We start from the raw sequence: 16,165 nt of genomic DNA on the forward strand, positions 1-16,165 counted from the left end.
CGAGCTTTACATAAAGATGAAGGATATCTATGCTCCGAGCATATGGAATGTAAGTACTGTAACGGAAATAAGAGAACATTATAAAGCACTATCAGACTTTGATAAAATACTGAAGAAATTTAGCTTAAATAAAAAATAAAATTTTACGATTTTCTATATTTTTCGCCAGGTCTGTGACACATTAAATGGTTCATCTTCATCAGTAGAATCGTTGTTATTGTTTTCCATCAATTCCTTTATATAAGACAAAACTGCTTCTGCGAATTTTAAAGATTTTTTTCTGCAGCACTAAACCAAGTATGAATCCATTTCCCTATCAGCTTAATATCTAGTTGAAAAAGACCCTATTATAAAGCCTTGCTATTGATTGACACTTAAGAGCATTTTATGATGACTTGGTTGCAGTACAAAAAGAAAGTGTTAATAGATATAAAAAACCAGCCTATAAAGGCTGGTCGGATTAAATGTGGTATTTAGAATTATCAAATATTGTATTCTTCATGAATTGTTTTCTTCCCTGTTTTGCTTTAACTGTTCTATGCTAATTTTTTAAGTTAAAAATTTAGTAATTTAAAATAAAACCTGCGCCAAAGCCCATATCGCTATCATAGTGAGAGGATAGAGAACCCCATCTGGTAATTATATAGCGCAACCCTGCCATATATTCCTTGTCTGTATTCCACATTAAATTCATTCGAAGTCTTTTAGAAACTGGGATGTCCTTACGTTCAAACTGTAATCTGACTTTACCATCTGTGAAAACCTCTGCCTGTGCTACTATTAACATTGGAAGGGTATAGTTGACCCCTAGACTTACTACTGCACGTTTATCTTTAGTATTTTTTTGTCCAAAGAGATTTTTTTCCTGTTCATCTTCTCCCATTTTTCGATATCTCCAGTCAAATCCTATAAATGGCATTAACCATTGCATTTTTCCAATATATCGACCAATGTGTGTTTCAGTTTCATAACCATGCATATCATTGTATCCTAATCTCCATTCGGTTCCAATACTCCAGCGCGTACTTTGATACATTGCTTCACCATCATTTCCATTGGTTGCAAAATCATTCTCTGCCATAAAATGAAATTTCCTGTCGTCTGCAAAGAGTTTTCGTTGTGCTAATTTTGGGTCTGGAATTTCAGGGTTGGCAGGTTGGTTTTCGTAGGTAAAAACCCTTCCCATTCCGCTCATCATATGGTATAAAATATGGCAGTGAAAAAACCAGTCCCCATCTACGTTGGCATTAAATTCCAGCGTATCTGTTTCCATCGGCATTATATCAATCACATTTTTTAACGGTGCATACTCTCCTTGGCCATTAAGGACTCTGAAGTCATGACCATGTAAGTGCATTGGATGGCGCATCATTGAATTATTATGTAAAACGATGCGTACATTTTCGCCTTTTTTAATTAATATTTTATCAGATTCAGAAACTACCTTATTGTCCAAACTCCAGACATATCGATTCATGTTACCGGTAAGTTCAAATTTTAGTTCTTTAATTGGGGCGTTTTCAGGAAGTGTTGTTTTGGTAGGCGATTTAAGCATTGCATAATTTAGAGTTGTAATATCTGAAAGCGCATTGGCATTGTATTGCTCAGCATCCATTTTCATACCATCCATCTTTGTATTGGTTTTAGGCTTGGTTTCACCCGTGATTTCGGGATACATCACTACATTCATATCCATTTTATTAAGGCTCATGCTCATGCCCATATCATCCAGATCTCCATTCATTTTCATCATACCGTTCATCATCTTCATTCCTTCGAAATATTTAAGCTTTGGCAGGGGTGCCGCTAATTGCTTAGCCCCGCTGCCAATGTACAGGGAGGTAGATTTTGTGCGGTCTTCCGGTGTTGCCAAAAACTCATAAGCTGTTTTGTCAGCTGGAACGGTTACAATTATGTCATAGGTTTCAGAAACTGCAATAATTAATCGATCGACCTCAACTGGTTCTACGTCATTTCCATCATTGGCCACAACCGTAATTTTCCCACCGGCATAGGTAAGCCAAAAGTAGGTTGATGCACCTCCATTGGAAACCCGTAGCCGGACTTTATCACCTGCTTTAAATTGAGAAAGCTGATTTTCATTTTTTCCGTTGATTAAAAATTTGTCGTAATAAACATCACTGACATCCATCGCATTCATTCGCTTCCATTCATTTTTTATTTTGTCCTTAAAATACCCTTGCTTTATAGCTTCAGCATAACTTTGTGTGGTCCCTTTTTTAATAGCAAACCAGTCCGATGCATTGTGCAGCAGTCGGTGTACATTTTCAGGTTTCATATCTGTCCATTCACTCAATACTATGGGAACAGAAGGCAGATCATCGATTCCTTTACGGAAAGTTGGATCATCTGTTCTTTTATTCATTATAAAAGAGCCGTACATGCCTATCTGTTCTTGTAGTTCCGTATGGCTGTGGTACCAATGTGTGCCATGCTGAATAATGGGAAAAGTATATAGATGCGTGGTATGGGGTTTAATTGGCATTTGAGTTAGATTTGGCACACCATCATATTGATTAGGTAAGAATAAGCCATGCCAATGCAGGGAAGTATCTTCATCAAGCTCATTGTGAACATAGATTTCAGCGATATCTCCTTCTGTAAAAGTCAGGGTAGGCATGGGTATTTGTCCATTCACGGCTATAGCCCTTTTTGTTTTTCCTGTAAAATTTACAATTGTATCTCTGATATACAGGTCATATCGAACCACACGTGGCTGTGCGTTATTTTCTTCAGGTTTTTTTTGAGCAATTGTACTATTATTGTTGTCCTGTATTGCTGTATTTCCGTGGTCAGTTTGTTTCTTGGGAATGTCTTTATGCTGCGATATTTTTGTTTGCTTTTTTGTTTTTTCCGGAACTAGTTTCATACCGCACTTTGGGCAGTTTCCCGGTTTGGATTCATGAATATCAGGATGCATTGGACAAGTATAGGTAGTAGGATTTGACTCTTCTTTCGCTGGCTTTTTATCCATTTCCATTGTTTTCATATCCTGCGCCTGAATTAGGACAGGAAGCATGATAGATACGAGTATTGTCAGTATATTTTTCATATTGCTTTTTTAAAGAATAGTGTTCTGTTATTTTTTTTTCATCTCTTTCAACTTGGCTTTCATCTGTGTAATTTCAGCCTGTTGCGCTTTTATAATGTCTTGGGCAAGTTGACTTATTTCTGGATCGTGAAGAGAAGCCTCCTGAGCCATGAGAATTGCCGCCGCATGGTGTGGTATCATTGATTTTAAGAATTGTTTATCATCAACAGCTGCTTGCTGTCTGATGCAGGAAAAAAAAATGATTGCGGCAAGGCTGCCTGTTATAATTAACATTATGTTCCATTTTTTATTCATATACATACTACCCATTACAATAATCTCAATTACGAGCATTGGCATTGTCATTAGTCCTGCCATGTAAAATTGGTTTACATTGGGAATGACATTAGCAAAAATATCGACCATCGAATACATTAGTATGTACATAGAAATAAATGACAATACGATCATAAGGGCTAATTTTTTGTACATTTTGGAGTCTGCCTCTTTAGAATGCTGCTGTGTTGCGTGTTCCATTTTCATATTTTTAGCTTTAAAAGTTATTTTGATTTATCTATTTCCCTGAACAAAACAAGTCTAATGTTACTATAACACTATATCGGCTTAAATGGCAAGGATTTTTTTATGCTCCTGTAGTTTTCAATGTGATATTGTAATACTTATTATTTATTTACTTTTAAGTAATAATTGTAACTCTTCAATCTGATTTTTTAATTTTTCAGTACCCTTCATTTTTTTCTGTTCTGCAATTGTTAAGGCTTTTTTTGCTGCCTCAATAGCATTGGGATAATCCTTCAGTTCTAAAGATACTTTCTGTCTTAAAGTGGGATAATAAAAATTTTCGGGATCCAATTTTTCAGCCTCAGCTAACCAGGATACTGCTTGGTTATTTGCTCTTCCCGTGGTTGAATAATAATTTGCTGCCTGAAACAATAAAGTAGCATTTTGACTTTTCTCTTTAATAATATATTTGTCAATTAGGGCTAAAATTTCTTTGTCAGCTTTGCTTTTCATTGGTATTTTAACCATAGTATTTTCCCATTCTATTTTAAGGAAACCTTCCCCTTTACTATTGATGTCATTTAATTCGATGGTAAAAGTTTCGTAGAAATTAGTTGTTTTTTCTGTGGGGACGGTAAAACGCATAACGTCTTTTTTCTCATCATAACCAGTTTCGCCATGTAAAGTAATATCACTATTTATAATGATAGTCCACTCATTTTCTGATGGAATTGAAAATATAGAGTAGGTTCCTGTTTTTAAAATATTATTTCCTAAGGTGATATCCTCATTAGTACTGATGGTCGTACAGTCACTTGCACCTGTTCGCCAGAGTTTGCCAAAGGGCACCAGTTCCCCAAATATTTTTCGTCCTCTTACTAAGGGTCTGCTATAGGCCATTTTTATTGTTGAACTTCCAATTTCTTGTTGAAATGATGCTGAAGGGCTTGCAGAAGTAAGCTTAATTTGAACTTTTTCCTGTGCAGAAATTGATAACGATTGTATAATAATGAAGCTTAATACAATTATTTTTTTCATAGTTTTTTAATTTTAAATTGATTTTGATATTTTTTCCATTACCGAATGGTCGGTTCCAAATTTGCAGATGGCATCACAATTAGCTCTTAATTCAGAAAACAGGATATATTTTATATTCATTTTCGAGTTTTTTATAACGGGCCTATTTAGCTGAAGCACTACATCCTTTTCCCTGCTATTGGGAATAATAATATAAAAAACTTCCTGTCCGCTTGAGATACTAAAGTATAGGTCAGACAAGCGCAGTATGCCAGAGTAGATACTAGTGCTCTTTTCTACTTCAAAGGCACCTATAATTTTGTTTGTGCCTTTTTCTAACCAGAGCACATCAATAAGCTTAATGGTATTTTGAGTGTCCTTGTCGGTAGGCAACTCAGGGAATTTTACCAGTGAAATAAATGAGAAATTTTGTCCATTAAATGATTTGTTTTTATCATTGCTTGCCGGGGTAACATCGAAACCGAGAGAAATACCTATTTTTAGCAGATGGTATTGCATCTCACTATGCAGATTTTCCTCCAGTTTTTCTTCGAGTATTTCTTTTTGACGCTTGTGTACGTTTTTTTCGAATCTTGAACGTTCTGCCTCGCTTAAGTATTCATCGTTACCGATTAGCATTTTCTGAGTTCCAATTTCAAAACACAATCCTGCAATGGCACCCAAATCATTTGACAGCTGAGATTTATGCAAAGTGTTAGTTTCCATCAAAGTTTCTCTTATTTTAAGATATTCTGTGCAGCTTCCCAATTTTTTTTTGTCTTTAAAAAGAAAATTAAAACCATTGAGAATAGCAGTGTTGAATGGCGGGAACCAGGTTGGGTGTATGAAATATAAAATACTGGCAACCGCAGGTCCTAATCCTTTAATTTTTAATTCATCGAGTTTTATGATTTCTTTTACAACCTGTTCTTCAGACTTGGCATTGATACAATTTTCAAGGAATTGACCGAAAGCCAATTTATTGTTTTGATTTTCATAGATATCAGGAATGCGCAATTTGGGTTTCCAATAAAACGGATGGGAAACCCCTGCAAAGACTTGTTTTTGTTCGGCAATGCAACTCAGAACAAATTCTAAACTGCTTTCTTTAAAATCATTAGGAAAGGTTTTCTTTTTAATATCCTCAATGACTTGTAAAACACCGCGTCTTATAGTCCGAAATGCCTTTAACCGTTGGTTGTTATCTATAAACCAGGTATTGTAAACACTTTCGTTATCGTTTTTATACTGCAGAATAATTTGTCCTAGATTGGTCATTTGTTTTTATAATAATTTATTATTCTTTAGAGTTTTAAGCTTCTTAATCGCAATGCATTGACAATAACAGATACCGAGCTAAAACTCATTGCCAGGGCAGCAATCATAGGAGAAAGTAATATTCCGAAAAACGGATATAAAACTCCCGCAGCAACTGGTACACCTAAGACATTATATATAAAAGCAAAGAATAGGTTTTGCTTGATGTTGCTCATTACAGCGTGGCTCAGATTTTTTGCTTTTACAATTCCTTGCAAATCTCCTTTTACCAAAGTAATCTTGGCACTTTCGATCGCAACATCTGTTCCTGTTCCCATCGCAATGCCAATGTCCGATTGTGCCAAAGCTGGCGCATCGTTTATACCATCTCCTGCCATAGCAACAACTTTTCCTTCAGCTTGTAATTTCTCTATTACTTTTAATTTGTCTTCCGGTAAACAACCTGCTTGGAAAGAGGTTAAATGCAACTCGTCGGCAACAGCTTTGGCAGTATTTACATTATCTCCCGTAAGCATAATTACTTCAACTCCTTGACGCATTAATTCTTTTATAGCAGCAGCACTGGTTTCTTTTATAGCATCGGTTATCGTTACAAATCCCACTACGTTCTTATCTACAGCGATATAAGAAACTGTTTTTCCTAATTTTTGTTCGGCAATAATTTTCTCTTCAATTGTGGCAGAAATAGCTGCGCCTACTTGCTCCATTAATTTTTTATTCCCTAATGCGATCTTTTTATCAATAGCAGTTCCAATAACTCCTTTTCCTGCAATGTTTTCAAAATCATCAACTTTCGTTAAAGAGACATTTTTAGCTTTTGCAAATTTTACTACTGCTTGTGCTAAAGGATGTTCGCTATACTGATTTAAAGACGCAATGTATTGCAGCAGTTCATCTTCTGAATATTGTAATGCAACAATTTTTTCTACCGAAGGTTTCCCTTCTGTAATTGTTCCTGTTTTATCAGTAATCAGAACATTTACCTTATCCATTTTTTCTAAAGCTTCAGCATTTTTTATCAGAATTCCCGATTGAGCGCCTTTACCAACTCCTACCATTACAGACATCGGCGTTGCCAATCCTAAAGCACAAGGACAGGCAATAATTAATACCGCAATGGCATTTATAAACCCATAGACCAATGCCGGTTCGGGACCAAATTTTGCCCAAATGAAAAAGGTAAGAATGGAAATTACAACAACAATTGGTACAAAATATTTAGCAATACTATCGGCTAGTTTTTGAATTGGTGCTCTGGAACGGCTTGCATTATTAACCATTTGTATAATTTGCGAAAGCAAGGTTTCCGAACCAACTTTTTCGGCAATCATTATAAATGATTTGTTTCCGTTTATAGTTCCTGAAGACACCATATCTCCTATTTTTTTATCTACAGGAATTGGTTCACCTGTAATCATCGATTCGTCTATTGTACTTTCACCATCGGTTATTTTCCCATCCACAGGAATTTTATCTCCGGGTTTTACCCGTAATAAATCACCTTTTTTTATATCATGGATTGAGATTACTTTATCACCGCCATCAATTACCAAAGTAGCTTCGGTAGGAGCCAATTTTAATAATTCTTTTATAGCACCACTGGTTTGACTGTGCGCCCTGGCTTCAAGCAATTGTCCTAACAAAACTAAAGTTAGAATAACTGTTGTGGCCTCGAAGTATAATAGTACTGTTCCGTGCTGGGTCTTAAATTCACTTGGAAAAATATCTGGAAAAAACATTCCAACTAAACTAAATAAAAATGCCACTCCTGTACCAATTCCGATAAGGGTAAACATATTTAAATTCCATGTGATTATTGATTTCCATGCTCGTACAAAAAATACCCAACAGGCATAAAAGACAACAGGAAGTGATAAAATAAGCTGTACCCAATTCCATTTAGCCGCATCCATTAGTTGAAGTAGAGGATTGTTGTGTGCCATTTCTATCATGGCAATTGCGAAAATAGGAACTGTAAATACAACCGCTATTTTCATTTTCTTAACCAAACCCTTATAAATTCTTTGGTCTTCATTTTCGCTTGGTTCCATTGGTACTAGATCCATCCCGCAAATAGGACATGATCCTGGCGCATTGGTTATAATTTCCGGATGCATAGAGCATGTGTATTGCTGAACCTGAACAACGGCTGGTTCTTGTACCAAATGCATTCCGCATACAGGACAATCTCCCGGTTTATCATACATTTTATCGCCTTCACAATGCATCGGGCAATAGTATTTTCCACCCGCATCATTATGAGGCGCAGCTAACTTTTTATGATCACGATCGTTAGCAGTACTACAGCATGATTTCTCTGCTGTTTTTTCTTGCGAATGAGTCGTGTGGGTCATTTCAATGGTGTACTTTCCAACCGCAGTCAATGCTTCCTGCAGTTGCTCGGTCGCAATATGTTTTTCCATTATAATGGTTGCCAATGGGGGATCTAGAGTGACATTTGCCTTTACTCCCTCCACAGCATTTAATGTTTTTTCTACTTTCGTACGACATCCATCGCAAGTCATTCCCGATATTGTATAGGTGTGTGTCATAAGGTTATTTTTTTTACAGTTTAGAAGCGTTATTTACTTAATATATAGAAAGTTAGTGTTTTTTTTTTAGTAAACGTGTGATTTCAATTTACTTAAAATGACTTGTTGTTCATCAGCTGTTACAGCTTATTGTAAAACACTGAAAAATAATTACAAATAGTTATGTATTTAGATTCTAATTATTTAATTATTTCTTTCACCTCACCACACTTGAGCATTTTTTCTCCAAAGTAAGGATTACGCACTTCTTTGGTAGGACTAATCCATACGGCTCCTTTATTGTCGAAAGCCATTGGACAATATTCCACGTATAGTTCAGCCTCGGCCATTCCTGCTTTTTTTAGCAAGGCAACCATTTCATTGCTTAGTTTAGAATAAGCAGCCCGCTGCTTTTCAATATCAGGAGCTGAAACGATTGATGCAGCGCTTGCTGCAAGATTACTGCTGTTGCTAATTTCCCGTGCTCCCGCTTCAATCGCATTGGCTGCCAGTTTTGCTTCCCCGAGATTATCTTGGGTAAGGGCTACTGTTAAATGGGCATACTGGCTGTATATCGCATTTAAGACATCATCATTTATCCTGATTTCGGCTTCCTTTGAAATTGGGACAGAAGTTTCACTATCCTTAGGATTCTCTTGCTTTTTGTTTTCATTATTACCGCAGGCAATAAGTAAGAAGATTGATAATATTTGGATTCCTATTTTGATTATTTTTTTCATCGTCTGTTGTGAGATTGGTTATTACATTTTCATTCCTGACATTGGGTTTTTACCTTTCTTTAATATAAATTCACTGTACAGGAGATAGGCGCCAGATGCAACAACGACATCACCTTTTTTTAATCCGCTAGTAATTTCGACTTCATCGAAGGTTTCCGAACCAATCGCCACCATTCTAGGCTGATATTTGCCTTTTCCAATTTCAATCCAAACATGTGTGCCGCTTCCGTCTCTTATAACAGCATCCACAGGTATGGTCAATTTCATTTTCTGTTCTGAGGAAGGCAGTAAAACAATTGCCTGCTGACCTGCCTGCCATTGATTGTTTGGATTGGCAATAGTACCACGCAGCTGTATTATCTGCTTACTTGTTTGCAGGGCAGGATTTATAAAATCTACGGTCATTGTTTGGGGCTGATCTTCATAACCCGAGACTATAACTTTAACCTTTTGGCCGGTTTTAATTTTACCTGCATCGGCTGGATAAACATCAGCTTCGACCCATAAACGATTGTAATCTTCTAATTTCATAATAGAGGCTCCTTCTGCTACATATTGGCCTTCTGTAATGGAAAGTTCTGCAACTATTCCTGAGTTTGGAGAATAATAATCAACATAAGGGGATGCTTTTTGTTTTTTGAATAATTCATTAAGCTGGGCTTCGGACTGACCGTACAATAATAGTTTTTGTTTTGCAGCACTTTTTATTTGGGCAAAGCGTTTATCCTCGGCAAAGCTTGTGGCCTGTGCTGTGGCGATGAGGTACTCCTGTTGCAGGGCTGATAGCTGCTCTGAATATATTCTGTATAAAGGCTGGCCTTTTTGAACGGGAACACCAGTTTCTTTTACATACAACTCTTCAATCCTTCCTGCCACTCGGCTTGAGATGTAAATAGTTTGCTCAGGGTCAGTAACCAAACGTCCATTGAGACGGGAAGAATTTGAAAATTCATTTTCTCCGGCAGTTATTGTAGTCAAATTGGCTAGAGCTTGCTGGCTTGGCCCCAAGGTTAGAAAGTCCTGTGAGTTGTTTTTTTCGAAGGGCACTAAATCCATTCCACAGATTGGGCATGAGCCAGGACTATCTTTTACAATTTGCGGATGCATGGGACAGGTATAGGTTTGAACTTTTTCCTGACTGACTTTTTTTTCTTCTTTTTGGGCACATGCTGTAAATAGAAGTGGAAAAACCATTGCAATGAGCAAAATAGTACGAATTATTGATTTACTGTTCATGACTTAATTTTTTAATTTATTTTCTGAAGCTATCTTGATAAAACTCTCACTGTCTATCATATAGGCCGCATTGCCGGCAATACCCCAATCACTGATGTCTTGATCTATTAGGACCATTCCATCAGCATTGTTTTTCGTTTTAACTTCTCTGGGAACAAAGACGTCTTTTTCTTTTTTGAAAACGATGGATTTATTTCCTAGATTGAGAACGGCACTTTGCGGGAGCCACCAGCCTTTGCTGACAATAGGAATGGTTGCAGTTACTAATTTTCCAGTTTGAAATTTATTATCCTGCAAATAAATCCTTGCTATAGTAAAGTTGCTTCCCTCTTTAAAGACGGGCTGAATGAGTCCGACAGTACCAGTATATACGGTTTGCTTATCTGATGGTTCATAAAACACCAGTTTTTGTCCTTTTTTAATCTGGGGTGATACCGATGGATCAAAAGCAAACTCAGCGATAAGGTTTTTGTTGGTATAGATTGTAAAGAGTGATTGTCCAGCACCGATATATTGCCCTTCTCTTAGCATAATAGCAGAGGCAGCAGGGGTAGATGCGCTATTATTTGATGCTGCATTGCCACTTGAGCCCATAGCGCCCATGCCATCATCTGACACCGAGCTTTGAGGTGAAGCCGAAGGAGCTGCTGCAGAAGCGTTTGCTGTCGCAGTATTGTCTAAGATGTACCCGGTGGCATTACTGTAAACAGGAATGCGATAGGAAATTTTACCTGTCTTTAATACCTGTTGTATTTGTTTCTGCTGCATACCTAGCAGAGACAGTCTCTCTTTTGCTTTTTGAAGCATCGGATTGTTTGCATCAGATTGATAAATAAACAACAATTCTCTTTGCGCGGCAGCAAGGTCAGGTGAATAGATTTCCATGATTAGCTGTCCTTTTTTTATGGGCTGGTAATTGTACTTAATCAGCAGGCGCTCAATCCTTCCGCTTACCCTGCTGGAAATGCTGGTCTGCTCACGGGTATCGTAGGTAATAATTCCTTGTACCTGCAGAGAGAATATTTTAGTACCTCCCTGAGGTTTTATGACAGATATATTAGAAACGACCTGTTCATTGACGGGTTTTAAAAGGTGTTTCAGGCTGCTGTCTATAGCTGTTTCCGTACCAGGGGTATGTCTTGGAACCAATTCCATACCGCATATTGGGCAGCTGCCGGGCTTATCCTGAATAACTTCAGGATGCATCGGACAGGTATATTCCTGATTTGTAACATGCTGATGTGATGGCTTACTGTTATACTCGGTTTTCTTGTTACAGGCTGTCAATAATAATATCGAAACGAATAACAATGCGACTAACTTAGCGATAGAGTTCTTTTTCATAATCGACAATCATTTGATATAGTTTTAATTTTTCATCTAATAAGTTATTCTGCAGCATATTTAAAGCTTCCCAGGAATCAATTACTACAGGAATCTGCAGTTTGTTTTCCTGATAGTTCAGAAAGTTTACATCCAGGGACTTTTGCATAGAAGGGATTATTTTTGTTTCGAGTCCCTGAATCCTTTTTTGCATGGTCAGTATTTCATATTGCATACCATATAACATACCTTGGGTTTCCTGCAGCATGGCGGATTTCTCTTTCTCCATTGCCTGCACATTATATTGCATTGCTTTGGTATCCGATTTATACATTTTTGATGACCAGGGAGCAATAGGAATAGACATCATTGCCATTACCGAATAGGCTTTGGGCATCATTTTATCAAAAGAATTCATATGATCAAACTGGATTTTAAAAGAGGGATTTTTCTCTGCTTTCATGGCCTCAATACTGAGCTGCATCGATTCAATCCCTGCATCCATCTTCTTAATATCACCACGCACTCCTGCAAGACTTGTGGTGTCGTGCAAAGCAGGGTTAAAGACGGGGATAATACTCGTGTCTATGGCAAAATCAGCATTGCCGGGCTGGTTCATCAAGCTGTTGAGCCATGCTCTTGCTTTTGCGATTTCACCTTCCTGCATGCGGACCATATTTTTATTTTCTTCAATCCTTGCATCTATCTTGTATACATTACCCAATTGCGATTGGTTGTAGGGATAGCGCACTTCCTCAATCTTTTTCATGGTGAGCATTATCTTTTCGTTCTGATCCAAAACTTTTATTCGCTGCTCTGCCACCATCCAACTGTAATATAGTTGTTTGGCCTGTGCTTTATAGTCGTTAAGGGTAACGGCACGGGTAGCGTTCTCAATGTTTCCCTGGGACTGGATGAATTTTTTCTTCTTGTTTAGCTTTCCTACATTGGGGATGTCCTGTTCAATTCTGAACATTAAAGAGCCTTTGTCGCGGTCATCCATAACTTCCTGAAAAGGATAGGGGGTCATAAAGGTTCCCACACCCACCATTGGTGCCATCCATGCTGTTGCGGCATCGGCACTGTATTTATATCCTTCTGCCTTTAAACTATAACTTTGCAGAAGCACATTTTTTTTATCAATCCTTTGAAGGATTGTATCGAGAGACAAGACCTGTTTGGTCTGGCTCAATAGCTGTAATGGCAGTAAAAGCAATAGTACTGCCAGTATTTTAATGTTTGACATCATGTACTTCGAGTTTGCCATATTTTCTTAGTTCATATTCTTTGGACATTAGGAAAATAAGCGGGGTTACTAATAAGATATGTACGGCAGAGGTAAATACGCCGCCAATCATAGGCAATACAATTGGTTTCATTACATCCATTCCAACACCATTGGACCACAGGACAGGTACCAATCCAAATAATGAGACGCAAACGGTCATTAGTTTTGGGCGCAATCGTTTTGCGGCGCCGTGTACCACATATTCCCTTAGATCCTCTTTAGTAATGGTTTCTCTTGAGTTTCCTTTGGCCTTGATAAGCTGCTCCATGGCATCATTGAGATAAATAACCATTACAATTCCGGTTTCCACGGCAATACCAAACAAGGCAATAAAACCTACAGCTACCGCTACTGATAGATTGACATCCCAGAAAAAAATTATATAGGCACCTCCAATTAAAGCAAAAGGAACTGTTATAAGACTTAAAAAGGCTTCTCTAAGGGAATTAAAGGCAAAATAGAGGGCGAAGAAAATAATAAGCAATACTAGCGGCGCAATGACTTTAAGGGTCTTTTCTCCGCTGATCAGGTTCTCATATTGTCCGCTCCATTCTATAAAGTAACCTTCAGGAAGTATGTTTTTGGCACTTTCTAATTTTTTCATCGCTTCCTGTACGGTTCCTCCCATATCACGATCACGTATATTGAACATGACTGCTCCGCGAAGGAGTGCATTTTCAGAACTGATCATTGGAGGACCGTCTACGAATTTAATATCAGCAACGGCAGATAAAGGCACTTCTCCAAACGTAGAAGACTGTAAGGGAATGCGTTTAATGCGTTCCACGCTATTTCTATAATCCTGTGCCATACGCACACTTATTGAAAAACGTCTTCGTCCTTCAACAGTATTGCCAATGGATGCACCACCTAAAGCAAATTCCACGGTTTGGTTTACATCATCTACTGTTAATCCATATCGGGCCAATTCCTGGCGATTAACATCCACATCAAGGTATTTACCTCCGGTAATAGGATCTACAAATAAATCAGACACTCCTGGAGTCCCTTCTAAAGCCATTTTCACCCTTTCAGATACACGAGCAATGGTGTCGAGATTTTGTCCGTAGACTTTAATTCCTACGTCGGTACGAATTCCTGTTGCCAGCATATTGATTCGGTTGATAATGGGCTGTGTCCAGCCGTTTACTACACCAGGTATCTGGAGTTTGGTATCGAGTTCCTTAATAATATCTTTTTTATCTATTCCTTCACGCCACTGTGATTTTGGTTTTAGCATGATAATGGTCTCAATCATGCTCATTGGGGAATTATCCGTAGCTGTGTTAGCTCGCCCTGCCTTACCCAAAACACTTTCTACTTCAGGAACCGATTTGATTATTTTATCCTGTACCTGCAAAATGCGTTTGATTTCTCCATTAGATACATCAGGGAGGGTAACAGGCATAAATAAAATACTCTGTTCATCCAATGGAGGCATGAACTCCGTTCCGAGCCGCATCAATAATGGAATAGAAATCAATAATGCCAGAATATTGACTGCAAGAGTTGTTTTTCTCCATTTCAGAACCCAGCGTATAATTGGCTCATAACCTCTTTCCAAAAAGCGATTTACTGGATGTGCATCGGTTGGACGGAATTTTCCTTTCATAAAAAAAGAAATCAGTACCGGAGCTAATGTAAGTACCAACAGGGCATCCACAATCAGTATGAATGTTTTTGTAAAGGCTAAAGGATGGAATAGTTTTCCTTCCTGTCCGGTAAGCATAAACACAGGCAAGAAAGAGGTAATTATAATTACAGTGGCAAAGAACACCCCACGGGAAACCTGCTTGCTGCTTTTCTCAATTATTTTGAGTCTTTCCTCTTCGGATATCCACTGTGGTTTTTTGCGAAATATATTTTTAATTCTTTTCATCAGAGTTTGTTTCATTTTTTTGTTCAGATTCCCATTGTGCATACCGTTGCGAGAGATGCTGGTAGGCGTTTTCACTCATAATAATACCGTTGTCAACTATTACTCCAATGGCAAGTGCTATACCGGTAAGGGACATAATATTGGAGGATATGTCAAAGGCATTGAGCAGTATGAAACTTGCTGCAATGGTAATTGGTATCTGGATGATAATACTCAGTGCACTGCGCCAGTGAAAAAGAAAAATAATAACGATAAGCGACACTACAAGCATTTCTTCAATTAAGGTACGCTTAACCGAATCAATAGATTCTTTAATCAGATGTCCCCGGTCATATACAATATTGAATTTTACCCCTTTTGGGAGCCCTTTAGCAACTTCCTTCATTTTTTCTTTCACATTATCAATTACAGCATCTGCGTTTTCACCATAACGCATCACTACTATACCGCCAACGACTTCGCCTGTGCCATTATGATCAAAGATTCCCAATCGGGTTTCCCCGCTCATCTGGACAGTTCCTATATCGCTGACTTTTATAGGAATGCCATTTTGGTTTTTCAGTGGGATATCCTCAATCTCTTTGATGGATTTCAGATAACCGGATGTCTTAATGATATAACCAATATCACTCATGTCGAATTTTCTTCCGCCGCTTTCATTATTATTGGCACGTACAGCACTTATAACCTCCGGGACAGACAGCTTATAATATAGCAGTTTGTTTGGATCAATGGTAACCTGGTATTCTTTTTGAAATCCTCCAAAAGAAGCAATTTCACTCACTCCGGGAACATTTTGCAAAGCAAACTTGACGTACCAGTCCTGTAGGGCTCTTTGTTCGCCAAGGTCAACACCGGGTGCCTCCAAAGTATACCAGAGTATATGCCCAACCCCAGTTCCATCGGGTCCTAATTGCGGGGCAACTCCTTTGGGCAAGGTGCTGCTAATAGTACTGAGCCTTTCCAGTACTCTTGATCTTGCCCAGTATACATCAACATCATCTTCAAAAATGACATAAATAAAACTCATACCAAACATGGAAGCAGCTCTTACATATTTAATTTTGGGCAATCCCTGAAGGTTGGTAACCAAGGGATAGGTGATCTGGTCTTCAACGAGCTGTGGAGCACGTCCCATCCATTCTGTAAAAACGATTACCTGATTTTCAGATAAATCGGGAATAGCATCAATAGGATTTTTTTGAATAGAGATGATACCCCATACAAATATTCCTGCTGATAATAGTAAAACGATATAACGGTTGCGCAGCGACCATTCTATTAATTTGTGTACCATAG

At 38.0% G+C, this 16,165-nt stretch carries 11 protein-coding genes; all 11 read right to left on the reverse strand.

Annotation, left to right across the window (positions count from 1 at the left end; genetic code table 11):
- Positions 1 to 562: 562 nt before the first annotated feature.
- Positions 563 to 3,073, reverse strand: a complete 2,511-nt coding sequence (locus GQ47_RS14970; protein WP_035650012.1) for a multicopper oxidase domain-containing protein — start codon at positions 3,071 to 3,073, stop codon at positions 563 to 565.
- Between the two features lie 27 nt (positions 3,074 to 3,100).
- Positions 3,101 to 3,589: a DUF305 domain-containing protein gene (locus GQ47_RS14975; protein WP_238567995.1), complete on the reverse strand. Its 489-nt coding sequence runs from the start codon at positions 3,587 to 3,589 to the stop codon at positions 3,101 to 3,103.
- A gap of 150 nt (positions 3,590 to 3,739) precedes the next feature.
- Complete coding sequence (locus tag GQ47_RS14980) at positions 3,740 to 4,612, reverse strand: DUF2911 domain-containing protein (RefSeq protein ID WP_035650017.1); 873 nt, start codon at positions 4,610 to 4,612, stop codon at positions 3,740 to 3,742.
- A 12-nt stretch (positions 4,613 to 4,624) separates the two neighbouring features.
- A complete protein-coding gene (locus tag GQ47_RS14985; RefSeq protein WP_035650020.1) occupies positions 4,625 to 5,869 on the reverse strand; it encodes a hypothetical protein in 1,245 nt (414 codons plus the stop codon).
- Positions 5,870 to 5,895: 26 nt separating this feature from the next.
- Positions 5,896 to 8,421: a heavy metal translocating P-type ATPase gene (locus GQ47_RS14990; RefSeq protein WP_035650023.1), complete on the reverse strand. Its 2,526-nt coding sequence runs from the start codon at positions 8,419 to 8,421 to the stop codon at positions 5,896 to 5,898.
- A 179-nt stretch (positions 8,422 to 8,600) separates the two neighbouring features.
- The gene (locus GQ47_RS14995) at positions 8,601 to 9,140 is read right to left on the reverse strand and encodes a DUF3347 domain-containing protein (protein ID WP_035650025.1); all 540 of its coding nucleotides are present in this window, start codon (positions 9,138 to 9,140) and stop codon (positions 8,601 to 8,603) included.
- 21 nt (positions 9,141 to 9,161) lie between these two features.
- The gene (locus GQ47_RS15000; RefSeq protein WP_035650027.1) at positions 9,162 to 10,376 is read right to left on the reverse strand and encodes an efflux RND transporter periplasmic adaptor subunit; all 1,215 of its coding nucleotides are present in this window, start codon (positions 10,374 to 10,376) and stop codon (positions 9,162 to 9,164) included.
- Between the two features lie 3 nt (positions 10,377 to 10,379).
- Complete coding sequence (locus GQ47_RS15005) at positions 10,380 to 11,720, reverse strand: efflux RND transporter periplasmic adaptor subunit (RefSeq protein ID WP_035650029.1); 1,341 nt, start codon at positions 11,718 to 11,720, stop codon at positions 10,380 to 10,382.
- Positions 11,698 to 12,948: a TolC family protein gene (locus tag GQ47_RS15010; protein ID WP_238567996.1), complete on the reverse strand. Its 1,251-nt coding sequence runs from the start codon at positions 12,946 to 12,948 to the stop codon at positions 11,698 to 11,700. Before GQ47_RS15010 ends, GQ47_RS15005 begins: the two co-directional genes overlap by 23 nt.
- Entirely contained in the window at positions 12,932 to 14,881 is a 1,950-nt protein-coding gene (locus tag GQ47_RS15015) for an efflux RND transporter permease subunit (protein WP_238567997.1), read from the reverse strand. The genes GQ47_RS15010 and GQ47_RS15015 overlap by 17 nt, the downstream gene beginning before the upstream one ends.
- The gene (locus GQ47_RS15020) at positions 14,853 to 16,163 is read right to left on the reverse strand and encodes an efflux RND transporter permease subunit (protein WP_035650031.1); all 1,311 of its coding nucleotides are present in this window, start codon (positions 16,161 to 16,163) and stop codon (positions 14,853 to 14,855) included. Before GQ47_RS15020 ends, GQ47_RS15015 begins: the two co-directional genes overlap by 29 nt.
- Positions 16,164 to 16,165 lie beyond the last annotated feature (2 nt).

The organism is Flavobacterium sp. ASV13, assembly GCF_000745775.1.
GTDB lineage: Bacteria > Bacteroidota > Bacteroidia > Flavobacteriales > Flavobacteriaceae > Flavobacterium.

Coding starts and splice junctions, on each gene's coding strand:
- GQ47_RS14970 (WP_035650012.1), bottom strand. CDS start 3,073: ATGAAAAATATACTGACAATACTCGTATCTATCATGCTTCCTGTCCTA.
- GQ47_RS14975 (WP_238567995.1), bottom strand. CDS start 3,589: ATGGAACACGCAACACAGCAGCATTCTAAAGAGGCAGACTCCAAAATG.
- GQ47_RS14980 (WP_035650017.1), bottom strand. CDS start 4,612: ATGAAAAAAATAATTGTATTAAGCTTCATTATTATACAATCGTTATCA.
- GQ47_RS14985 (WP_035650020.1), bottom strand. CDS start 5,869: ATGACCAATCTAGGACAAATTATTCTGCAGTATAAAAACGATAACGAA.
- GQ47_RS14990 (WP_035650023.1), bottom strand. CDS start 8,421: ATGACACACACCTATACAATATCGGGAATGACTTGCGATGGATGTCGT.
- GQ47_RS14995 (WP_035650025.1), bottom strand. CDS start 9,140: ATGAAAAAAATAATCAAAATAGGAATCCAAATATTATCAATCTTCTTA.
- GQ47_RS15000 (WP_035650027.1), bottom strand. CDS start 10,376: ATGAACAGTAAATCAATAATTCGTACTATTTTGCTCATTGCAATGGTT.
- GQ47_RS15005 (WP_035650029.1), bottom strand. CDS start 11,720: ATGAAAAAGAACTCTATCGCTAAGTTAGTCGCATTGTTATTCGTTTCG.
- GQ47_RS15010 (WP_238567996.1), bottom strand. CDS start 12,948: ATGATGTCAAACATTAAAATACTGGCAGTACTATTGCTTTTACTGCCA.
- GQ47_RS15015 (WP_238567997.1), bottom strand. CDS start 14,881: ATGAAACAAACTCTGATGAAAAGAATTAAAAATATATTTCGCAAAAAA.
- GQ47_RS15020 (WP_035650031.1), bottom strand. CDS start 16,163: ATGGTACACAAATTAATAGAATGGTCGCTGCGCAACCGTTATATCGTT.